Origin of the sequence: Pseudomonas sp. PS01303 (assembly GCF_029959385.1) — a bacterium.
GTDB lineage: Bacteria > Pseudomonadota > Gammaproteobacteria > Pseudomonadales > Pseudomonadaceae > Aquipseudomonas > Aquipseudomonas rustica.
Genome location: NZ_JASCPK010000112.1, coordinates 1 through 20,148, shown reverse-complemented (window position 1 = coordinate 20,148; position 20,148 = coordinate 1). Strand labels below are relative to the sequence as shown.

20 protein-coding genes are annotated in these 20,148 nt (G+C 58.3%); 13 read left to right on the top strand and 7 right to left on the bottom strand.

Annotated elements, in window-relative coordinates; translation table 11 throughout:
- The first annotated feature begins 199 nt into the window (after positions 1-199).
- Complete coding sequence (locus tag QMX93_RS23235; protein WP_053123015.1) at positions 200-1,549, top strand: carbohydrate porin; 1,350 nt, start codon at positions 200-202, stop codon at positions 1,547-1,549.
- Positions 1,550-1,863: 314 nt separating this feature from the next.
- On the top strand, positions 1,864-2,718 hold the full coding sequence (locus tag QMX93_RS23230) for a D-hexose-6-phosphate mutarotase (RefSeq protein WP_282358110.1): 855 nt from the start codon (positions 1,864-1,866) through the stop codon (positions 2,716-2,718).
- A gap of 151 nt (positions 2,719-2,869) precedes the next feature.
- Here the strand turns inward: QMX93_RS23230 and QMX93_RS23225 are convergent, their stop codons facing one another.
- Complete coding sequence (locus QMX93_RS23225) at positions 2,870-3,730, bottom strand: MurR/RpiR family transcriptional regulator (protein ID WP_171057240.1); 861 nt, start codon at positions 3,728-3,730, stop codon at positions 2,870-2,872.
- Positions 3,731-3,956: 226 nt separating this feature from the next.
- On the opposite strand from QMX93_RS23225, the gene zwf reads away from it, so the two are divergent.
- From zwf to QMX93_RS23205, 4 genes are all read left to right on the top strand, one after another.
- Positions 3,957-5,423, top strand: coding sequence for a glucose-6-phosphate dehydrogenase (gene zwf, locus QMX93_RS23220; RefSeq protein WP_053123011.1), 1,467 nt, complete (start codon positions 3,957-3,959; stop codon positions 5,421-5,423).
- Positions 5,410-6,123: a 6-phosphogluconolactonase gene (pgl, locus tag QMX93_RS23215; RefSeq protein WP_282358109.1), complete on the top strand. Its 714-nt coding sequence runs from the start codon at positions 5,410-5,412 to the stop codon at positions 6,121-6,123. The genes zwf and pgl overlap by 14 nt, the downstream gene beginning before the upstream one ends.
- A 17-nt stretch (positions 6,124-6,140) precedes the next feature.
- The gene (locus tag QMX93_RS23210; RefSeq protein ID WP_008082815.1) at positions 6,141-6,806 is read left to right on the top strand and encodes a bifunctional 4-hydroxy-2-oxoglutarate aldolase/2-dehydro-3-deoxy-phosphogluconate aldolase; all 666 of its coding nucleotides are present in this window, start codon (positions 6,141-6,143) and stop codon (positions 6,804-6,806) included.
- A 305-nt stretch (positions 6,807-7,111) separates the two neighbouring features.
- Positions 7,112-7,837 (top strand): intradiol ring-cleavage dioxygenase, encoded by a 726-nt coding sequence (locus QMX93_RS23205; RefSeq protein ID WP_159812807.1) that lies wholly within the window; start codon positions 7,112-7,114, stop codon positions 7,835-7,837.
- Positions 7,838-7,842: 5 nt separating this feature from the next.
- On the opposite strand, the gene QMX93_RS23200 is transcribed toward QMX93_RS23205, so the two are convergent.
- Both QMX93_RS23200 and QMX93_RS23195 read right to left on the bottom strand, forming a co-directional pair.
- On the bottom strand, positions 7,843-9,024 hold the full coding sequence (locus tag QMX93_RS23200) for an aminotransferase class V-fold PLP-dependent enzyme (protein WP_282358108.1): 1,182 nt from the start codon (positions 9,022-9,024) through the stop codon (positions 7,843-7,845).
- 28 nt (positions 9,025-9,052) lie between these two features.
- Positions 9,053-9,289 carry a DUF3820 family protein gene (locus tag QMX93_RS23195; protein ID WP_003213031.1) on the bottom strand — a complete coding sequence of 79 codons (237 nt, stop codon included), beginning with the start codon at positions 9,287-9,289 and terminating at the stop codon, positions 9,053-9,055.
- 205 nt (positions 9,290-9,494) lie between these two features.
- Here QMX93_RS23195 and QMX93_RS23190 point away from each other — a divergent pair, with 205 nt between their 5' ends.
- The gene (locus tag QMX93_RS23190; RefSeq protein WP_038369175.1) at positions 9,495-9,962 is read left to right on the top strand and encodes a PA2169 family four-helix-bundle protein; all 468 of its coding nucleotides are present in this window, start codon (positions 9,495-9,497) and stop codon (positions 9,960-9,962) included.
- A 271-nt stretch (positions 9,963-10,233) separates the two neighbouring features.
- Here the strand turns inward: QMX93_RS23190 and QMX93_RS23185 are convergent, their stop codons facing one another.
- Both QMX93_RS23185 and QMX93_RS23180 read right to left on the bottom strand, forming a co-directional pair.
- The gene (locus QMX93_RS23185; protein ID WP_053123003.1) at positions 10,234-10,704 is read right to left on the bottom strand and encodes a MaoC family dehydratase; all 471 of its coding nucleotides are present in this window, start codon (positions 10,702-10,704) and stop codon (positions 10,234-10,236) included.
- Between the two features lie 42 nt (positions 10,705-10,746).
- Positions 10,747-11,691 (bottom strand): alpha/beta hydrolase, encoded by a 945-nt coding sequence (locus tag QMX93_RS23180; RefSeq protein WP_053123001.1) that lies wholly within the window; start codon positions 11,689-11,691, stop codon positions 10,747-10,749.
- A gap of 199 nt (positions 11,692-11,890) precedes the next feature.
- Here QMX93_RS23180 and fadD2 point away from each other — a divergent pair, with 199 nt between their 5' ends.
- On the top strand, positions 11,891-13,579 hold the full coding sequence (fadD2, locus tag QMX93_RS23175; protein ID WP_159812801.1) for a long-chain-fatty-acid--CoA ligase FadD2: 1,689 nt from the start codon (positions 11,891-11,893) through the stop codon (positions 13,577-13,579).
- Between the two features lie 348 nt (positions 13,580-13,927).
- Positions 13,928-15,625, top strand: coding sequence for a long-chain-fatty-acid--CoA ligase FadD1 (gene fadD1 / locus QMX93_RS23170; RefSeq protein ID WP_053122996.1), 1,698 nt, complete (start codon positions 13,928-13,930; stop codon positions 15,623-15,625).
- 218 nt (positions 15,626-15,843) lie between these two features.
- Here fadD1 and QMX93_RS23165 read toward each other — a convergent pair whose 3' ends face one another.
- The gene (locus QMX93_RS23165; RefSeq protein ID WP_008082340.1) at positions 15,844-16,221 is read right to left on the bottom strand and encodes a hypothetical protein; all 378 of its coding nucleotides are present in this window, start codon (positions 16,219-16,221) and stop codon (positions 15,844-15,846) included.
- Positions 16,222-16,419: 198 nt separating this feature from the next.
- On the opposite strand from QMX93_RS23165, the gene QMX93_RS23160 reads away from it, so the two are divergent.
- From QMX93_RS23160 to def, 3 genes are all read left to right on the top strand, one after another.
- Positions 16,420-16,611, top strand: a complete 192-nt coding sequence (locus tag QMX93_RS23160; RefSeq protein WP_282358106.1) for a CsbD family protein — start codon at positions 16,420-16,422, stop codon at positions 16,609-16,611.
- A gap of 165 nt (positions 16,612-16,776) precedes the next feature.
- Positions 16,777-17,733: a YihY/virulence factor BrkB family protein gene (locus QMX93_RS23155; RefSeq protein WP_053122992.1), complete on the top strand. Its 957-nt coding sequence runs from the start codon at positions 16,777-16,779 to the stop codon at positions 17,731-17,733.
- A complete protein-coding gene (gene def / locus QMX93_RS23150) occupies positions 17,730-18,269 on the top strand; it encodes a peptide deformylase (RefSeq protein ID WP_053122989.1) in 540 nt (179 codons plus the stop codon). Before QMX93_RS23155 ends, def begins: the two co-directional genes overlap by 4 nt.
- A gap of 92 nt (positions 18,270-18,361) precedes the next feature.
- On the opposite strand, the gene QMX93_RS23145 is transcribed toward def, so the two are convergent.
- Positions 18,362-18,784 carry a GNAT family N-acetyltransferase gene (locus tag QMX93_RS23145; protein ID WP_282358105.1) on the bottom strand — a complete coding sequence of 141 codons (423 nt, stop codon included), beginning with the start codon at positions 18,782-18,784 and terminating at the stop codon, positions 18,362-18,364.
- 324 nt (positions 18,785-19,108) lie between these two features.
- Here QMX93_RS23145 and QMX93_RS23140 point away from each other — a divergent pair, with 324 nt between their 5' ends.
- Entirely contained in the window at positions 19,109-20,050 is a 942-nt protein-coding gene (locus QMX93_RS23140; RefSeq protein ID WP_282358104.1) for a fatty acid desaturase, read from the top strand.
- The last annotated feature ends 98 nt before the right edge of the window (positions 20,051-20,148 follow it).

Below are 20,148 nucleotides of genomic sequence, written 5' to 3'. Positions count from 1 at the left end.
GAGGGGATTTATCCCCGTTGGGTCGCGCAGCGGCCCCATAAAAGCGGGGTCTGCTACGCAGCCCAACGGGGATGAATCCCCTCGCCACAGGGTTCACTCCTACAAAGGAGCACGCGGCGGATTGCCAGTAATCCATCGCAATTTATGTAAACCGCGTTAGATAAAAACAGTTAATAACAATAAAGACGAGGATGTAGGGATGAAAAAGAAACACGTCAATGCCCGGTTGATCTGCCAAGTATCAGCTGCGGCGGCATTGGTGCTGGCCGGTAACGCCATGGCGGCGGATGCCTTCAGCTCCGATTCGAAATGGATGACCGGTGACTGGGGTGGCGAGCGTACCAAGCTGATCGAGCAGGGTATCGACATCAAGGCCGACTACGTTGGGGAAGTCGGTGGCAACCTGAACGGTGGCTACAACGACGACAAGACTGCGCGTTACGCTGACCAGTTCGGTCTGGGCGTGGCACTCGATCTGCAAAAGCTGTGGGGCTGGGACAACACTCAGGCCAAGATCCAGCTGACCAACCGTAACGGTTACAACATCTCCAACGACCGCGTTGGCGATCCGCGTGCCGGCACCCTGAGCTCCTCGCAGGAAGTTTACGGTCGTGGCCACATGGTGCGTCTGACCCAGTTGTGGATTCAGCACCAGTTCTTCGACAACAAACTCGACGTCAAGGCCGGTTACTTCGGTGAAGGCGAAGACTTCAACACCTTCCCGTGCGACTTCCAGAACCTGGCGTTCTGCGGTTCCCAAGTGGGTAACTGGGCCACCAACATCTGGTACAACTGGCCCGTCAGCCAGGCTGCGATTCGCGTGAAGTACAACATCAACGACGAGCTCTACGCGCAAATCGGTGCTTACAACCAGAACCCGTCGCAGCTGGAACACGGCAACGGCTTCAAACTCAGCGGCAGCGGCACCAAAGGTACTGTGTTGCCGGTTGAATTGGTCTGGTCGCCGAAGGTCAACAGCCTGCCGGGCGAATACCGCGTCGGTTACTACAAGAGCACGGCCGATGCCGACGACGTTCGTGAAGACGTCAACGGTTTCGACGCGGCTACCACGGGCGACGCGTACAAAACCCACAGCAGCAAAAGCGGCTACTGGTTTGTGGCGCAACAGCAACTCACCAGCCACAACGGTGATGCTTCTCGCGGTCTGAACATCGCGGCCAACGCCACGTTCCACGACAAAGACACCAACTTCATCGACAACTACCAGTCGGTGATGTTTGTCTACAAGGGCCCGTTTGACGCGCGTCCGAAGGATGACGTCGGTATCGGCGCGGCACGTATCCACGTCAACGATGACGTGAAGAAAAACGCCGAGCTGCTCAACGTTTCCAACGGTGTGTCGGATTACGACAATCCGGTGTTCTCGCCGATTCGTGAGACCGAATACAACTACGAAATCAACTACGGCTTCCACGTAACAAACTGGCTGACCGTACGTCCTAACCTGCAGTACATCACTCACCCGGGCGGTGTGGATGATGTGGACAACGCATTGGTCGCTGGCCTGAAAATTCAGTCTACGTTCTAACGCGTCTGCGATAAGCTCCTCTCTATGTGCGCATATTTGCGGACAGCCAAGGCTGTCCGCTTTTTTTTGTGACACAGGTTTGATGTGTTGCTTGATGATTTTTGTGGCTGGAGAGTTTTTTGTGGTGAGGGGATTTATCCCCGATGGGCTGCGAAGCAGTCGTGAAACCAATCGATGCAGTTTGTCAGTGATACCGCAATTGCAGTGTTTTAGGGCCGCTTCGCGACCCATCGGGGATAAATCCCCTCGCCACAAAGTGCTGTGCAAGGCTTTTGGATTGATAAGTACTCCCATGATTTTCAGGACCGTGGCCCATGCATGAGCATCCGCTACAACGCTTCTTCAAATCCCTGCGTGAACAACCGGTGTTCGCCTGGGAGCGCTATCAGATGCGCGACGTGTTGGTGATCGATCACCCGCTGTGTCAGGCGGTGTTCAGTCGTCAGGGCGCGCAGTTGCTGCACTTTCAGCCGCGCGGGCAAAAACCGTGGTTGTGGTGTGCGGCGAAGTGGCCGCATGTCGGGGCGATCCGTGGCGGTGTGCCGGTTTGCTGGCCGTGGTATGGCCGTCATCCGAGCGAGAACGCCTGGCCGTCGCATGGCTGGGCGCGTTTGCTCGACTGGAAATTACTCAACAGCAGCACCGCCGACGACGGCGTGCGTCTGCACTGGCAATTGCAACTGTGCGACTGGCAGGTTGACCTGCACGCGCACCTTGGCGAACGCATGGATCTGCGCCTGAGCACCGAGCATCAGGATGATATGCCGTGCCAGTTGAGCCAGGCTTTGCACGCTTACTGGCGTATTGGCGATGTCGGTGAGATAGCGCTGTCTGGACTCGAAGGCGCGCAGGGTTACGATCAGCTAAGCCGTCAGTCTTGCCAGCAGGAAGGCGAGTTGCGGGTGGATGGCGGTTGTCAGCGCGTGTTCCAGCATGACGGCGAATTGCAGCTGAAAGATCACGCCTGGCAGCGCGAGTTGTGCATTGATACCGGCGACAGTGCCGACACGGTGGTCTGGCATCCGGGCGCGCGGCCATTGTTGGGCGTGACGTGGGATGAGATTTCGGAGTTCGTGTGCGTGGAAGCGGCGGCGGGCGGGACGGACAGCCTGCACCTGGCGCCGGGGGAGAAGGCGCATTTGAGTTTGCAGGCGTGGGCGGCGGCTTGATGATCGTTCCCACGCTCTGCGTGGTAATGCCTCAAGGGACGCTCCGCGTCCAGTGACGCGGAGCGTCACGGGCTGCATTCCCACGCAAAGCGTGGGAACGATCAACCCCTGTAGGAGCTGCCGAAGGCTGCGATCTTTTACGCGAAGCGTACTAATTAAATTCATCCCCAACCGGATACCGGCTGGCATTCAAGCTCTCTTTGATCTTGCGCAAATGCGGCTGGAAATCCACCCCGCGCCGCAAGGTCATCCCGGTCGCCAACACATCCAGCACGGTCAACTGAATGATCCGCGAAGTCATCGGCATATAGATGTCGGTGTCTTCCGGCAGCGGAATGTTCAGGCTCAACGTACTCGCCTTGGCCAGTGGCGAATTCTCCGCCGTCAAACCCAGCACCGAAGCACCGTTCTCGCGAGCAATGCGCGCCACTTCCACCAGTTCACGGGTGCGCCCGGTGTAGGAAATGATCACGAACAGCTCACCGGTGTGCGCCACCGAAGCAATCATCCGCTGCATCAACACATCGGCGTGCGCGGTAACCGCCAGGTTGAAACGGAAAAACTTGTGCTGCGCATCCAGCGCCACTGGTGCTGAGGCGCCGAGACCAAAGAAGTGGATCTGCCGTGCCTGAATCAACAGGTCGACGGCGCGGCTGATCAGGTTCGGATCCAGCGCCTGACAAGCGCTGTCCAGCGAGGCGATGGCGCTGCCGAAAATCTTTTGCGTGTAGGCCTCGGGATTGTCATCGGCCTCGACCGCGCGGCTGACGTACGCCGCGCCACTGGCCAGGCTCTGCGCCAATTGCAGCTTGAGTTCCGGGTAGCCGCTGACGCCGAACGAACGGCAGAAACGGTTGACCGTCGGTTCGCTCACCGACGCGGCCTGGGCGAGGGCGGCGATGCTGAAGCGGGTGGCCTGCTGTGGGTTGAGCAGGATCACCTCGGCGACTTTGCGTTCGGCCTTGTTCAGGTCTTCAAGGCGACTCTGGATCTGTTCCAGTAAATTTCGCACGCGGTCCATATGGAATTCCTAATTCACCAGCGCAAAGGTGCGCTGATCTATGCAAATTGGGCCTTTGATGTGGCCCGTCACGGTGGCCTATCCTACTGATGGCTCCGACCGACCACCACTCGGAATCTGTATTTTGCGAAAATGTTGTGGTTATTACTACATTTTCCCTTGAGTGATGCCTTGAAAAAAGGTATTTGTAGCTTAACTTGATAAAAGAACAAACATCATGCCTTCGATTACGGTTGAACCGTGCACCTTTGCCTTGTTCGGCGCTCTCGGCGATCTGGCCCTGCGCAAGCTGTTTCCTGCCCTGTATCACCTGGATGGCGCCGATCTGTTGCACGAGGACACGCGCATCATCGCGTTGGCCCGTGAAGACGGCACCGAGCAGCAGCACCTGGCGTTCATCGCCGCCGAACTGCGCCGCTATGTCGGCAAAGAGCTGGACGAAGCCGTGGCCGAGCGCTTTCTTGCGCGCCTGAGCTACCTGCACGTCGACTTCCTCAAGGCTGAAGACTATGTCGCGCTGGCCGAACAGGCCGGCAGCACACAACGCATGATTGCCTACTTCGCCACACCGGCAGCGGTGTACGGCGCGATCTGCGAGAACCTGGCGAGCGTCGGTCTGGCAGAAAACACCCGCGTGGTGCTGGAAAAACCAATCGGCTCCGACCTCGAATCGTCGCGCAAGGTTAACGATGCCGTGGCGCAGTTCTTCCCGGAGAACCGCACCTACCGCATCGACCACTATCTGGGCAAAGAAACCGTTCAGAACCTGATCGCCCTGCGTTTCGCCAACAGCCTGTTCGAAACCCAGTGGAACCAGAATTACATCTCCCACGTGGAAATCACCGTGGCCGAGAAGGTTGGTATCGAAGGCCGTTGGGGCTACTTCGACAAGGCCGGCCAGCTGCGCGACATGATCCAGAATCACCTGTTGCAGCTGCTCTGCCTGATCGCCATGGATCCGCCGGCTGACCTGTCTGCCGACAGCATCCGTGACGAAAAAGTAAAAGTGCTCAAGGCGCTGGCGCCGATCAGTCCGGAAGGCCTGACTACGCAAGTGGTGCGCGGCCAGTACATCGCCGGCCACAGCGAAGGCAAATCCGTACCGGGTTACCTCGAAGAACCAAATTCCAACACCCAGAGCGACACCGAAACCTTCGTCGCTTTGCGTGCCGACATCCGCAACTGGCGCTGGGCCGGCGTGCCGTTCTACCTGCGCACCGGCAAGCGTATGCCGCAGAAGTTGTCGCAGATCGTTATCCACTTCAAGGAACCGTCGCACTACATTTTCGCCCCCGAGCAGCGCTTGCAGATCAGTAACAAACTGATCATCCGCCTGCAACCGGACGAAGGCATTTCCTTGCGCGTGATGACCAAAGAGCAGGGCCTGGACAAAGGCATGCAACTGCGCAGCGGGCCGCTGCAATTGAATTTCTCCGACACCTGGCGTAGCGCGCGGATCCCCGATGCCTATGAGCGGTTGTTGCTGGAAGTGATGAACGGCAATCAGAACCTGTTTGTCCGTAAAGATGAAATCGAAGCCGCGTGGAAATGGTGTGACCAGTTGATCGCCGGGTGGAAAAAATCCGGTGACGCGCCCAAGCCGTACGCGGCCGGGTCGTGGGGGCCGATGAGCTCCATTGCATTGATCACGCGGGACGGGAGGTCGTGGTATGGCGATATCTGATGTGCAACTGCCTGCGGGCGTAAACGCTCACGAATTCAAGAGCCCGGTGCTGTTGGCCGAAGGTCTGGCGCTGAATGTCGCCAAGCAATTGAGCGAGGCCATTGCGGCACGCGGCAACGCGGTGCTGGTGGTGTCGGGCGGTCGCAGCCCGGTGGCGTTTTTCCAGCACCTGGCCAAACAGGAACTGGACTGGTCGAAGGTCGTTGTGACCCTCGCCGACGAGCGCTGGGTACCGGTTGAACATGCCGACAGCAATGCCGGTCTGCTCAAGCAATACCTGCTCAAAGGTCCGGCGGCGAAAGCGCAGTTCCTCAGCCTTTATAGCGCTGCGGCGAATGTCGAGCAGGCTGCTGAACAGGCTGATCGCTTGCTCGCTGAGCTGCCGCCGATTGACGTGCTGGTGTTGGGCATGGGCGATGACGGTCACACCGCGTCGCTGTTCCCGAACAGTCCGAACCTGGCCGAAGCGCTGCAAGCCGATGGCACCCGCCGTTGCTGGCCGATGCTGGCGCCGAGCGTGCCGCGTCAGCGCCTGACCATGAGCCGTGCGCTGCTGGCTTCGGCGAAACACAAAATTCTGTCGATTTCCGGTCAGTCGAAACTGACCACCCTGAATGCCGCGCTGGCATCCGATGACGTCGCCGCCATGCCGGTGCGCGCGTTTCTGCAACCTACGTTAGAGATTTACTGGTGCCCATGAGCCAAGGAACAGCCGCTATGACAACCCCATCCCCGACCGTTTCCATGGCGGACAAAGTTGCCCTGATCGACAGCCTCTGCGCCAAGGCGCGGATCCTGCCGGTGATCACCATCGCCCGCGAACAGGACGTGCTGCCGCTGGCCGACGCCCTGGCCGCCGGTGGTCTGACCGCGCTGGAAGTGACCCTGCGTTCGCAGTTCGGCCTCAAGGCCATTCAGATCCTGCGCGACCAGCGTCCGGAACTGATGACCGGTGCCGGCACCGTGCTCGATCGCAACATGCTCGCGGCGGCCGAAGCTGCCGGCTCGCAATTCATCGTCACTCCAGGCATTACCCGTGACCTGCTGGAAGCCAGCGTCGACAGCCCGATTCCGCTGTTGCCGGGCATCAGCAACGCCTCCGGCATCATGGAAGGCTACGGTCTGGGTTATCGCCGCTTCAAGCTGTTCCCGGCGGAAGTCAGCGGTGGCGTCGCGGCAATCAAAGCCCTCGGCGGCCCGTTCGGCGAAGTGAAATTCTGCCCGACTGGCGGCGTCGGCCCGGCCAATATCAAAAGCTACATGGCGCTGAAAAACGTCATGTGCGTGGGCGGTAGCTGGATGCTTGATCCGGAGTGGATCAAGAACGGCGACTGGGCCCGCATTCAGGAATGCACCGCTGAGGCGTTGGCGCTGCTGGACTGATTGTTACCAAACACTTCGTTGTGTGTTCTACGGCTTTACGGTGCGCTCGGTCGGCGCACCGTTTTTTTTTGCCCGCAGAAAAGCCAACATCAAAAGATCGCGGCCTTCGGCAGCTCCTACAGGGCGTTGATACGGGATGCAATGTAGGAGCTGTCGAGTGCAACGAGGCTGCGATCTTTTGATCTTGCTTTCAAATGGCTAGGCCAAAAGATCGCAGCCTGGAGTTACGACGCGATACATAGTTACCGCACACAGGCGATTGCGTGGCGCTAATCTGCGTTCTCTTATGGAAGAGAGAACGCATCATGGATCGAGACGCTGCAACACCCTCACCGAACCCGGTGTATCAACTGGCCCCCGAGCAAATCGCCGGGCCGTATTTTCGCAACCCGCAATTGCTGCGCCGCAACATCAGCGAAGGTGCGGAAGGCTTGCCGCTGCTGCTACGCCTGACCATCGTTGATGCGATGACTGGCGAACCGGTGAGCGGCGCGCTGGTGGACATCTGGCATTGCAACGCTCGCGGTGCGTATTCTGGCTGGAGCCGGATCAACCCGGATCTCGAAGTCGACGCCGAAGCCATCGGTTCGATCCCGCGCACCGACGATGACACCTACCTGCGCGGCAGTCAGTTCTGTGATCACAAGGGCAGGGCGCGCTTTACCACGATCTATCCGGGGTTCTACGCCGGTCGTGCGTTGCACATCCATGTGGCGGTGCGCATGGTCACAGGTACCGAGTACCTCGAAGAGCGCAATGTGGCGTGGGTCGGTCAGTTGTATTTCCCCGAAGTAGTGTCGCGCTCGGTGCTCAACGCCAAAGCCTATCGCGGTCGCGCCTCAACAGCGTTGAACAATACTCAGGACAGTTTCTTTGCCGACATGGGCGGCGAGGCGTCGACCCTGACCGTTTGGCCGATCGGCCGCGACTCCCACGAGGACGGTTTCTTCGGCCACCTGACCATCGGCATCGACACCTTTGCGGTGTCGTCGCAGATCAAACCCGAGGACTTCGACAAATACACCGTTTAGGCGATTCAGCGCAGCTCGTTCAGCGCGCGCGTGAGCAATTGCATCTCGGCGGCGGTGGTGGTCAGCCCCGGCGTAATGCGAATGCACGGCCCGCACGCGGCGCCGGTGCGCACCACGGTGAACAGGTTGTATTCGTTGAGCAGACGCTCGGCCATCGCCTGTTGATTGTCATGGCGAGTGAAACGCAGCGCAGTGATCCCGCAATACAAGCGTGGATCGTCTGGCGTCATCACGTCGATGCCCGGCAACTGGCGCACGGCGCTGACCCACAGGTTGCGCAGGTAATTGATTCGCGCCCCTTTGGCCGCTGCGCCGCCGAGCGAGCGATGCTCTTCGAACACCAACGGCAAGGTCATCAGCGCCGGAATGTTCGGTGTGCTGTACGAGGTGCGCGAGCGGATATCGTTGACCGGGTAGTGCATCTCGCCCATGTCCGGGTCGATATCGGCCAGCCGCTGCGGAGCGATATAGAGGAAACCGAGGGTCAGCGGTGCACCGATCCATTTGTGCAGGTTGTACGCGGCGAAGGCGATGCCGAGGGCTTCGAAGTCGAACTCGATCTGGCCGAGGGCGTGGGCGCCATCAAGGATGATGTCGATCCCATGCTCTTTGGCCAGCGCGGCGATGGCCTGCACCGGCATCACCAGACCGGTGCGATGGGTGACGTGCGTCAGCGCCATCAGTTTCAGTTTCGGGTGACGAATAAAGGTTTCGCGGTAGGTGGCCAGCAGGCTCTCGAAAGTCGCCGGATGCGCGTGGTCAATCTCGATGACTTCGACCCCGCGATGCTTGCCTAGCCAGCGCATGGCGCCTTTGACCGTGTCGTATTCGAGGTCGCAGATCAGCACCTGATCGCCGGGTTGCAGGCGGTTGTAGTTGCGAATCAGCGATTGCAGGCCTTCAGTGGCATTGCGGGTAAAAGCCACGCTCTGCGCGCGCACGCCGATCAGCTCGGCCAGTTGTGCGCGGATGTCGAGGTTGTCGTATTGCTCGTAGCGCTGGCGCACGTACACCGAATTGCTGGTGTTGATCAGCTCGATGTTGCGCTGGTACTCCTCGATCACCGTGCGCGACATGCGTCCGAAGTAACCGTTCTCCAGATTGATCGGGCCGGGCTGGACGTCATAGCGGCCGACAAACATTTGCCAAAAAGCTTCATCACGGGCGCGCAGGGTGTTATCGGGCATGGCGGCTGACTCTATAGAGGAGGGCGCTTCAGTGGCGCGGGGCGGGTTTGCCATGTTTGGCACGCAGCGGTTCGAGCAGCTCGGACAAACCGTTATGGTCGATCTCCTGCATCAGTGCAAGCAATCCGCCGAGTTCGCCGTGCGGGAAACCTTCACGGGCGAACCAGTTCAAGTAAGGGCCTGGCAGGTCGGCGATGATCCGGCCCTTGTACTTGCCGAAGGGCATTTCTCGGGTGATCAGCAGTTCGAGTTTTTCGGGATTCATCAAAAGGATCGTCTGGCTTCAAATCAGATTGGAAAATACAGGCATTCTGCATGCAGGCCAAATGACAGATCATGCAAATCACCGCAATACAGATAGTTCATTTATTTTTAAGTTATTGATTTATATGTGTTTTCTATCAAAGTAAAAACTGGCACGCACACTGCAATATCCCTTGCATCTTCCACCGATCGCAAGGAATTGAAAAATGACCGACATGAATAAAGAAGCCATCTCTGTACTCAATGACCTGATTGAAACCAGCAAGGACGGTCAGGAAGGGTTCAAGACTTGCGCTGAAGACATCAAGCACCCAGAACTGAAAACCCTGTTCGTGACCCGCTCTGCCGATTGCGCTACCGCTGCAGCTGAGCTGCAAGCTGAAGTTCGCAAACTGGGCGGCGATCCGGAAACTTCCACCAGCGTCAGCGGTGACCTGCACCGTCGCTGGGTCGACGTTAAAGCGATGTTCACCGGCAAAGACGAAGAGGCTGTGCTGAACGAAGCCGAACGTGGTGAAGACCATGCGCTGAAGGCTTACAAGGAAGCACTGGAAAAAATCAACAAGCACAACCTGGTGGGCATTCGTGACCTGGTTGAACGTCAGTACCACGGCGTACAACGCAACCACGACCAGGTGAAAGCCCTGCGTAACCAGGCTCGCGCACGCTCGTAAGCGTACGCCAGTAACAAAAAACGCCAGCTAGTCTGGCGTTTTTTTATGCATGGGGGAAAGTAAAAGCAAGAGCAGGAGCCCCTCACCCTAGCCCTCTCCCGGAGGGAGAGGGGACTGACCGGGTTGGATGTTGGAGGTACACCGACCTGAGCGATCTGAGGTGAACTCAAGTTTTGAAAAGCATGAAAATCGGCTCCCTTCCCCCCTCGCCCCCTTGGGGGAGAGGGCTGGGGTGAGGGGGAAGAGCTCTACCTGACACCCCGCCAATCAATCAACCAATACTAATCGCCGGCAAAGTAGGCAACGTCACCGTCTGCTGCTTACGCGGTGCCAGAATCTCTGCCTCACCATCCACCACCAACTCATCACGCTGGTTAAACACGCGAGTAGCAATGCGCACACGAAACTTTGGCAGCTTCTCGAGGATTTCCAGACGCACTGTCAGCGTGTCGCCAATCTTCACCGGCTTCTGAAAGCTCATCTGCTGACCGATATAAATAGTGCCCGGCCCAGGCATTTCGCACGCCACGGCAGCGCTGATCAGCGCGCCACTGAACATGCCGTGAGCGATGCGCTCCTTGAACATGCTGGCGGCGGCGAACTCGGCGTCCAGGTGCACCGGGTTGTGGTCGCCGGACATCGCGGCGAACAGCTGAATGTCACGCTCTTCGACGGTCTTGCTGTAGCTGGCGGTCTGGCCGACTTCGAGGGCTTCGTAAGGGATGTTGGTAACCTGGGTCATCGGTCTCGATTCCTGTGACGGATTAAATAAATCCACAAAAAATTATTCGCTGCGTTGCGGGCGCGGATGGCTGAGCACCTGATCGATCCAGGCCAGCACATCGGCAATCACCTCATCGCGATTGGTTTCGTTGAACAATTCGTGCCGCGCCTGCGGGTAGATCTGCAGTTGCAGGTTCTGGCTGCCGGCCGAGCGCAAAGCGTTGGCCAGATCAGTCAGACGCTTGCCTTCACTCACCGGATCACATTCGCCGCCAATCACCAGCAACGGCAGGCCCGGGTTGATCTGGGCGAGATTGGACGCTTTGCTGATTTGCTGCAAGCCACCGAGCAGGTCGATCCACAGCTGATTGGTGCAGCGAAAGCCACACAACGGGTCGTTGGCGTACAGGTCGACTTCAGCCGGATCGCGGCTGAGCCAGTCGAACGGCGTGCGCACCGGTTTGAATTTTTTGTTGAACGAGCCGAACGACAACCACTCGATCAGCGCACTGCGCCCCTTGCCGCCCTGACGCAGTTTTTCCAGTCGGGCGATCTGCCGTGCCGCGCCATAAAGCGCCACTGGCTGAAAGTTCGAACCGCTGAGAATCGCCCCCTGCAAACTGGCGCTGTGGTGCAGCAGATAGGCCTGCGCGAGGTAGCTGCCCATGCTGTGGCCGAGCAGGATGATCGGCACGCCGGGGTGCTGCTGGCCGATGTGTTGATTGAGGCTCGCCAAATCACCCAGCACCTTGCACCAGCCATCGTCGTCGGCGAAATGTCCGAGCGTACCGTGTTCGGCAGTTTTGCCATGTCCGCGCAAATCAGGCGCGTAAACGCCATAACCTTTGTCGCAAAACGTGTCGGCCAAACGGGCATAGCGGCCGCTGTGTTCGGCCATGCCGTGGGCCAGCAGGATCACCGCTTTCAACGGCGCGGCGGGCAGCCATTGGTTGACGAACAGGCGGCTGCGGTCACTCGCGTCCAGCCATAGGGGGTGGTGGATCATGGCGATTCCTTTGCTCAGAGTCGGCACATTGTATAGCGCGTCTGATCAGCTCACGCCACGGCAGGAAGATTCACACGATCAATGACGGCTTTGCCCGTATTTGCCTCAATGGCCATAACTGCTAGTGTCCGTGAAGCTCCGCTTTTTCAGAAATGACAGAAAGCGGCCCGGATCGGCTCAGGTAAAGAGGACAAGAACAATGCAACCTGATTTCTGGAACGACAAACGCCCGGCCGGCGTACCGCTGGACATCGACATGGGGGAGTTCAAGTCGGTGATCGAGGTGTTTGAGCGCTCTTGCAAGAAGTTCGCGGATCGCCCGGCATTCAGCAACATGGGCGTGACCCTGACCTACGCCGAGCTCGAACGTCAGAGCGCCGCTTTCGCCGGTTATCTGCAAGCGCACACCGATCTGGTGCCGGGCGATCGCATCGCCGTGCAGATGCCCAACGTCCTGCATTACCCGATTGCCGTGTTCGGTGCCTTGCGCGCCGGGCTGATCGTGGTCAACACCAACCCGCTGTACACCGCGCGGGAAATGCGTCACCAGTTCAAGGATTCCGGCGCACGTGCGTTGGTGTACCTGAACATGTTCGGCCAGAAAGTCCAGGAAGTGCTGCCCGACACTGACATTCAATACCTGATCGAAGCGAAGATGGGCGACCTGATGCCCACCGCCAAAGGCTGGCTGATCAACACCGTGATCAGCAAAGTGAAAAAAATGGTGCCGGCGTATTCGCTGCCGCAGGCGATCTCCTTCAAGAGTGCGCTGCGCATGGGCCGAGGCTTGGGCATCAAGCCGTTGAAGGTCAGCCTCGACGACATCGCCGTGCTGCAATACACCGGCGGCACCACCGGTCTGGCCAAGGGCGCGATGCTCACCCACGGCAATCTGGTGGCGAACATGCAGCAAGTGCGCGCGTGTCTGGCGCAGCTCGGGCCGGACGGTCAGCCACTGCTGCGCGAAGGTCAGGAGGTGATGATCGCGCCGCTGCCGCTGTACCACATCTATGCGTTCACCGCGAATTGCATGTGCATGATGGTCTCGGGCAACCACAACGTATTGATCAGCAATCCGCGCGACATTGCCGGGTTCATCAAAGAGCTGAAGAACTGGCGTTTCTCGGCGTTGCTGGGGCTGAACACACTGTTCGTTGCGCTCATGGATCACCCGGATTTCAAGACCCTGGATTTCTCCAGCCTGAAACTCACTAACTCTGGCGGCACCGCGCTGGTCAAAGCCACCGCCGAGCGTTGGGAGCAGATGACCGGTTGCCGCATCACCGAAGGCTACGGCCTGACCGAAACCTCGCCGGTGGCCTGCACCAACCCGTACGGCGATCAATCGCGCCTCGGCACGGTCGGTTTGCCGGTGCCGGGCACGTTGTTGAAAGTGATCAACGATGATGGCGTCGAGCAGCCAATGGGCGAGCGCGGCGAACTGTGTATCAAAGGCCCGCAGATCATGAAAGGTTACTGGAACAAACCCGAGGCCACCGCCGAAGTGCTGGATGCCGAAGGCTGGTTCAAATCCGGCGACATCGCGGTAATCGATCCGGACGGTTTCGTGCGCATCGTCGATCGCAAGAAGGACATGATCATTGTCTCCGGTTTCAACGTGTACCCGAACGAGATCGAAGACGTGGTGATGGCTCACCCGAAAGTCGCCAACTGCGCGGTGATCGGCGTGCCGGACGAGCGTTCGGGCGAAGCGGTGAAGCTGTTTGTGGTGGCGCGGGAAACCGGCGTCAGCCTGGAAGAGCTGAAGGCGTACTGCAAAGAGAATTTCACCGCGTACAAAGTGCCGAAGCATATCGTGCTGCGCGAGTCGTTGCCGATGACGCCGGTCGGGAAAATTCTGCGACGTGAGTTGCGCGATATCGCTTAACGCCTAAAAACAAAAAGATCGCAGCCTTCGGCAGCTCCTACAGGAAACGCATTCCAATGTAGGAGCTGCCGAAGGCTGCGATCTTTTGCTTTGAAGCCCCAGTTTTGCGGGACTTTCAAGGTGTTCTAGGATTTTTGCTCTAAAATGACTGTTAGCAAGTCTTGAGTCATAAATATGACTGTATGGGCCGCTTTTGGCTCTAGTCGACCCTCGGCAAAGCTGCTACTCTCGGCGCGCTTTGTGACTTCTCGGCCTATCAAAAAGCCAGATTCACCAATACAAAACACACACCAATAATAATCGCATCAAATGCGGTGAAGAATTCGCGTTGCTGAGGAGTGGGCTTCCATGAACGAAGACTTTTGGAAGGATAAGTACCCCGCTGGAATTGCTGCCGACATCAATCCAGATGAGTACCCGAATATTCAGGCAGTGTTGAAGCAGTCCTGCCAACGCTTCGCCAACAAACCGGCTTTCAGCAACCTGGGCAAGACAATCACCTACGGTGAACTGTACGAATTGTCCGGTGCGTTTGCCGCGTATCTGCAACAGCATACCGACTTGCAGCCCGGTGATCGAATCGCCGTGCAACTGCCCAACGTTCTGCAGTACCCGGTGGCCGTCTTCGGTGCCATCCGTGCCGGGCTGATCGTGGTCAACACCAACCCGCTGTACACCGCGCGGGAAATGGAACACCAATTCAACGACTCCGGTGCCAAAGCCCTTGTTTGCCTGGCGAACATGGCGCACCTGGCCGAAACCGTGGTGCCGAAAACCGGCGTCAAACACGTTTTCGTTACCGAAGTCGCCGACCTGTTGCCGCCGGTCAAACGCCTGCTGATCAACAGCGTCATCAAGTACGTGAAGAAAATGGTGCCGGCTTATCACCTGCCGAAAGCCATCAAGTTCAACGACGCATTGAGCAAAGGCCAAGGCCAGCCTGTGGCCGAAGCCAACCCGCACAGCGGCGATGTCGCGGTGCTGCAATACACCGGCGGCACCACCGGCGTGGCCAAGGGCGCGATGCTCACCCACCGCAACCTCGTCGCCAACATGCTGCAATGCAAGGCGCTGATGGGCTCGAACCTCAATGAAGGTTGCGAGATCCTGATCACGCCGCTGCCGCTGTACCACATCTATGCGTTCACCTTTCATTGCATGGCGATGATGCTGATCGGCAACCACAACATCCTGATCAGCAACCCGCGCGACCTGCCGGCGATGGTCAAGGAACTGTCGAAGTGGAAGTTCAGCGGTTTCGTCGGCCTCAACACGCTGTTCGTGGCGCTGTGCAACAACGAAGGTTTTCGCAAGCTGGACTTCTCGGCACTGAAAGTGACTTTGTCGGGCGGCATGGCCCTGCAACTGGCCGCTGCCGAGCGCTGGAAAGCGGTGACCGGTTGCTCGATTTGCGAAGGTTACGGCATGACCGAAACCAGCCCGGTCGCCACGGTGAATCCGATCCAGCACATTCAGATCGGCACCATCGGCATCCCAGTGCCATCGACCCTGTGCAAAGTCATCGACGATGCCGGTGTCGAACAGCCAATGGGCGAAATCGGCGAACTGTGCGTCAAGGGCCCGCAAGTGATGAAGGGCTACTGGCAGCGTCAGGAAGCCACCGACGAAATGCTCGACAGCGACGGCTGGCTGAAAACCGGCGACATCGCGCTGATCCAGCCGGACGGCTACATGCGCATTGTCGATCGCAAGAAAGACATGATTCTGGTTTCCGGTTTCAACGTTTATCCGAATGAACTGGAAGACGTACTGGCGACCCTGCCGGGCGTGTTGCAGTGCGCGGCCATTGGCATCCCGGACGAGAAGTCGGGCGAAGCGATCAAGATTTTCATCGTCGCCAAACCGGGAGTGACGCTGACCAAGGAAACGGTGATGGAGCACATGCGCGCCAACGTCACCGGTTACAAGGTGCCGCGTTCGGTCGAGTTCCGCGATGCGCTGCCGACCACCAACGTCGGCAAGATCCTGCGCCGCGAGCTGCGCGATGAAGAGCTAAAGAAGATCAAGGCCAAGTCCGCCGCCTAAAACACGAAGCCCCGCAGATGCGGGGCTTTTTGTTGCAGATCAAAAGATCGCAGCCTGCGGCAGCTCCTACATTGATCGTTCCCACGCTCCGCGTGGGAATGCCGCCCCGGACGCTCTGCGTCCAGAACTGCTGGGACGCAGAGCGTCCCTAGATGCATTCCCACGCAGAGCGTGGGAACGATCAATGTAGGAGCTGCCGCAGGCTGCTATCTTTTGATTTACTGACGGAACGGCGCGAAATTCACATTAGTCCCCGCCGGACGCATGTCCTGCAGATACGAATCCTTGTCTGCACTCAATTCCAGGCTCAGCGCCGCTTTGCGCTTACCTTCATTGCGAATCACCAGCCCTTCAAGCTTCTCACGCAGAAACACCGTCGGCACTTTCAGGTGCAGCAGTTCGTCGGTGGCCGGCGTGTGCATCAGCAGGTGAATCCACTCGTACTGACCAATCGCCAGACGCGACACTGGCAGGTCGAACCACCAGATGTTGCGGTTGCGGTTCAGTTCGGCGAAGTGGCAATTGTTGGTGCCGAGCACGGCGCCGCCCAGTTCCTTGTTTCTACGGGCGATGGCGAGCGTTTTATCGAGTTTCATAACATTCCTGCAGGATCGGTTCCTGGCGCGTGGCGCCCTTATGTTGCGCATTCTCGGGGCATTGCACGCAAACATAAAGCCCAACCTGTTCGTCGCGACGAAATGATCCGGCGAAAAATAAATGAAACTTGGCGCAAACCCGGCCAGTCAATCATTACGTACTGACTTTTCCCCCTAATTGCACCAAGGAGAAACACCATGAGTGGCACAGGCGATAAAGTAAAAGGCATGGCCAACGAAGCGGTCGGCAACGTCAAGCAAGGCGTCGGTAAAGCCACCGATAACACCAAGCTGCAGGCCGAAGGTAAAGTCCAAGAGAAAAAAGGCGAAGCCCAGCAAGCGGTCGGCAAAGCCAAGGACGCTGTCAAAAAAGGCGTCGACAAGGCGTAATCCAGCCTTGAACGAAAGACACGAGCGGCCATCCAAGGATGGCCGTTTTTGTGTCGAAATCCTGCTGACACCCACCAAGGTTCGCCAAACAAGCTACCTTGATGTAAAAAACGGCCCCTGAGTCGCCACGACTTCAAACCTGTATTGCGGCGAAAGGAGACGCGAATGATATTTCCAGACATGAAAGGTCTGCCCCTGCACCGAGTGATGGTGCGCACGGTCACTGAATTCGTCGATGACGAAATGTCGACCTACGCCTCGGCACTGGCCTACCAGATGCTGTTCTCGCTGTTCCCGTTCATCCTGTTTCTGATTGCCCTGATCGGTTTCCTGCACCTGCCGGACTTTTTCTCCTGGCTGCGCCTGCAATCGGAACTGGTGCTGCCGCCGCAGGCGCTGGAATCAGTGAACCCGGTGATCGACCAGTTGCAGCAGTCCAAGGGCGGCTTGCTCTCGGTCGGTATCGTCATCGCCCTGTACACCGCGTCTGCCGGCGTGCGCCTGATGATGAGCGCGATGAACGCGGCGTATGACGTGGTCGAAGGCCGACCAATCTGGAAGCGCTTTCCGCTGTCGGTGGTCTACACCGTCGGCATCGCCGGCATGCTGCTGATGGCCGCCGCATTGATGGTGCTTGGGCCGCAAGTGATGGGCTGGATCGCCGCGCAAGTCGGGCTGGAAGAGGTCATCGTGACCATCTGGACGATCGCGCGCTGGCCGGTGATCGTGATTTTGATGATGGTCGCCGTCGCCCTGATTTATTACGTGATGCCCGACGTCAAACAGGAGTTTCGCTTCATCACTCCGGGCTCGGTATTGGCCGTGGTGGTGTGGATCATCGCCTCGTTGGGTTTCGCGTTCTACGTGAAAACCTTCGCCAACTACAACGCGATGTATGGCAGCATCGGGGCGATCATCGTGCTCTTGCTGTACTTCTACATTTCCGCTGCGGTGCTGCTGCTCGGCGCGGAGATGAATGCGGTGATCGAGCACATGTCCAGCGAGGGCAAAGACGAGGGCGAGAAAGTCCCTGGCGAACTCGATGAACAACCCAAACAACACGTCTCGGGCCTGGGTCGCGATCATTCGCTCAAGCCGGACACTGACGAAGCCACATCATGATCCGTGAAATCCTCAAAATGGGCGACGAGCGCCTGCTGCGCATCGCCCCGCCAGTGCCGCCGGAAATGTTCAACAGCCCTGAGCTGTGGCAACTGATCGACGACATGTTCCAGACCATGGAAAGCGTCGGCGGCGTCGGCCTGGCCGCGCCGCAGATCGGCGTCGATCTGCAATTGGTGATCTTTGGTTTCGAGCACAGCGAACGTTACCCGGACGCTGAGGCCGTGCCACAGACGATCCTGATCAACCCGCTGATCACGCCGTTGAATCCGTTGATGGAGGAGGGGTTTGAAGGGTGTTTGTCAGTACCGGGTTTGCGCGGCGCGGTGGATCGTTATCAGCAGATTCGCTACGAGGGTTTTGATCCGAAGGGCGAGCCGATCATGCGTGTGGCTTCAGGTTTCCATGCGCGGGTGGTGCAGCATGAGTGCGATCATCTGATTGGCCGGTTGTACCCGTCGCGGATTACTGATTTCAGCAAGTTCGGTTTTACCGAAGTGATGTTCCCGGATCTCGATCCCACGGCTGACGACTGATCCCTTGTAGGAGCAAGGCTTGCCCGCGAAGAGGCCTGCACATTCAACATCATGGTTGACTGACACACCGCCTTCGCGGGCAAGCCTTGCTCCTACAGGAATGTGTGCCGTTCCAGGCCCATCGCAATCATCGGCTTGCTCCGCGCATACCGGCTCAATCGCTCCGCCATCGCCTGCGGCAACTCAGGATCAAACCGGAACCCGCGCCGCTCGTAAAACCCGCGCAAATCCGGATGACAGAACAGCCACACCGGCTCCGTCACGTGCTGCACCGCCGCCGCCATCAACTGCGCCGCAATCCCCTGATCCCGACACCCCGGATCAACAAACAACCCCGTCAACCAATGCCCACCCGCCACCGGTCGCAAGCACAACGCTGCAACAATTTCCCCACGTCGCGCCACCCACAATTGCGCATCACGCACGGCTTTCATCGAGGATTGGTGGCTGCGGTAAAACTTGTTCATCAACGGCCAGAGAGACGCGTCGAGCAGGCTGTATTGGGTATCGGGCATGGGTTCTGACTGTCGGTAGATTTCGCGGCGATTATAAAAGAACGCGCGCGTCTGGATAGGTGTATACCTGAGCTCACATCCCCTGTGAGTGGAGTACGCATCATGTCCAAAGGTATGGATTCAAAGAAAGCCGCGAAGAAGAAACCGGCCAAGACCGCGATTGAAAAACGCGCGGAGAAGAAGGCCAAGAAAACCGATATTTTCGGTCATTGATCACGCCTTTCGGAAGCCCGGTTCTCGGGCTTCCCTGTTGATCCAAAATAATCTGCAAGATTCTCGGTGGTCGTTGCACAGAAAGGGAAGGAACCCGCTGCGAGCAACGCCATGTCTCATTATTTCGACGCCGCCCACCGTCAACACATCGAAACCCTGCGCCAACGTTTTACCGCGCGCAGCGACTGGCCGACCTGGCTGTTGTTGATCGGCGTGTATGGCGGCTGGTTTGCAATCATGTTGAACAGCCACTGGCTGGGACGGGGTTTCAGTACCGTGCTGCTGATTCCGCTGCTGGTGCTGTGGCTGTCGGTGCAACACGAATTGCTCCACGGCCATCCGACGCGCTGGATTCGCTTCAATAAAATCCTCGGCTATGCGCCGTTTGCCGTGTGGTATCCGTACACGTTGTATCGCGACAGCCATCTACTGCATCACCGCGATGAAGATCTGACGGTGCCCGGTGTCGACCCGGAAAGCCGTTACCTGACGCGCGGGCGCTGGCAGGGCAGTTCGCTGTTTGAACGCAGCCTGCACTGGCTGAATAAAACCGTGCTCGGGCGTTTCGCCATCGGTGCGCCGTTGGGCTTGCTGGCGTTGGCGAGTGAAGAATTGCAGCGGCTGAAAAACCGTGAGCGCGAGGCCTGGCTGATGTGGCTGACGCATGGCGCGTTCACGCTGCTGATGTTGTGGTTTATCGCGCGCTACAGCGTGTTGCCGGTGTGGCATTACCTGTTGTTGATCAGTGTGCCGGCGCTGTCGATTGCGATGATCCGCTCCTACTACGAACATCGACCGCACGCGCAACCGGAGCAGCGCACGGTGCTGAACGAAGCCGGATGGCCGTGGCGCTGGCTGTTTCTCAATCTGAATTTTCATCTGGTGCATCATGATTTGCCGGGGCTGGCATGGTACGACTTGCCCAGGGTCTATCGCGCGAATCGCGAGCAATGGGTGGCGAGGAGTGGCGGGTTTCTGGTGCAAGGGTATGGGCAGTTGTGGCGGGAGCATGGCGTCAGACCGATCGATAGTCCCGAGCATCCTTATCACTAGTCTCAAGATCACCACATAACCCCCTGTAGGAGTGAGCCTGCTCGCGAAGGCGGTGTGTCATTCAAAGTAGTTGTTACTGTTACACCGCATTCGCGAGC

Coding starts and splice junctions, on each gene's coding strand:
- QMX93_RS23160 (WP_282358106.1), top strand. CDS start 16,420: ATGAGTGGCACAGGCGATAAAGTAAAAGGCATGGCCAACGAAGCGGTC.
- QMX93_RS23195 (WP_003213031.1), bottom strand. CDS start 9,289: ATGAATCCCGAAAAACTCGAACTGCTGATCACCCGAGAAATGCCCTTC.
- QMX93_RS23190 (WP_038369175.1), top strand. CDS start 9,495: ATGACCGACATGAATAAAGAAGCCATCTCTGTACTCAATGACCTGATT.
- QMX93_RS23180 (WP_053123001.1), bottom strand. CDS start 11,691: ATGATCCACCACCCCCTATGGCTGGACGCGAGTGACCGCAGCCGCCTG.
- QMX93_RS23155 (WP_053122992.1), top strand. CDS start 16,777: ATGATATTTCCAGACATGAAAGGTCTGCCCCTGCACCGAGTGATGGTG.
- QMX93_RS23235 (WP_053123015.1), top strand. CDS start 200: ATGAAAAAGAAACACGTCAATGCCCGGTTGATCTGCCAAGTATCAGCT.
- QMX93_RS23230 (WP_282358110.1), top strand. CDS start 1,864: ATGCATGAGCATCCGCTACAACGCTTCTTCAAATCCCTGCGTGAACAA.
- zwf (WP_053123011.1), top strand. CDS start 3,957: ATGCCTTCGATTACGGTTGAACCGTGCACCTTTGCCTTGTTCGGCGCT.
- QMX93_RS23165 (WP_008082340.1), bottom strand. CDS start 16,221: ATGAAACTCGATAAAACGCTCGCCATCGCCCGTAGAAACAAGGAACTG.
- pgl (WP_282358109.1), top strand. CDS start 5,410: ATGGCGATATCTGATGTGCAACTGCCTGCGGGCGTAAACGCTCACGAA.
- QMX93_RS23140 (WP_282358104.1), top strand. CDS start 19,109: ATGTCTCATTATTTCGACGCCGCCCACCGTCAACACATCGAAACCCTG.
- QMX93_RS23200 (WP_282358108.1), bottom strand. CDS start 9,024: ATGCCCGATAACACCCTGCGCGCCCGTGATGAAGCTTTTTGGCAAATG.
- fadD2 (WP_159812801.1), top strand. CDS start 11,891: ATGCAACCTGATTTCTGGAACGACAAACGCCCGGCCGGCGTACCGCTG.
- QMX93_RS23185 (WP_053123003.1), bottom strand. CDS start 10,704: ATGACCCAGGTTACCAACATCCCTTACGAAGCCCTCGAAGTCGGCCAG.
- def (WP_053122989.1), top strand. CDS start 17,730: ATGATCCGTGAAATCCTCAAAATGGGCGACGAGCGCCTGCTGCGCATC.
- fadD1 (WP_053122996.1), top strand. CDS start 13,928: ATGAACGAAGACTTTTGGAAGGATAAGTACCCCGCTGGAATTGCTGCC.
- QMX93_RS23145 (WP_282358105.1), bottom strand. CDS start 18,784: ATGCCCGATACCCAATACAGCCTGCTCGACGCGTCTCTCTGGCCGTTG.
- QMX93_RS23210 (WP_008082815.1), top strand. CDS start 6,141: ATGACAACCCCATCCCCGACCGTTTCCATGGCGGACAAAGTTGCCCTG.
- QMX93_RS23205 (WP_159812807.1), top strand. CDS start 7,112: ATGGATCGAGACGCTGCAACACCCTCACCGAACCCGGTGTATCAACTG.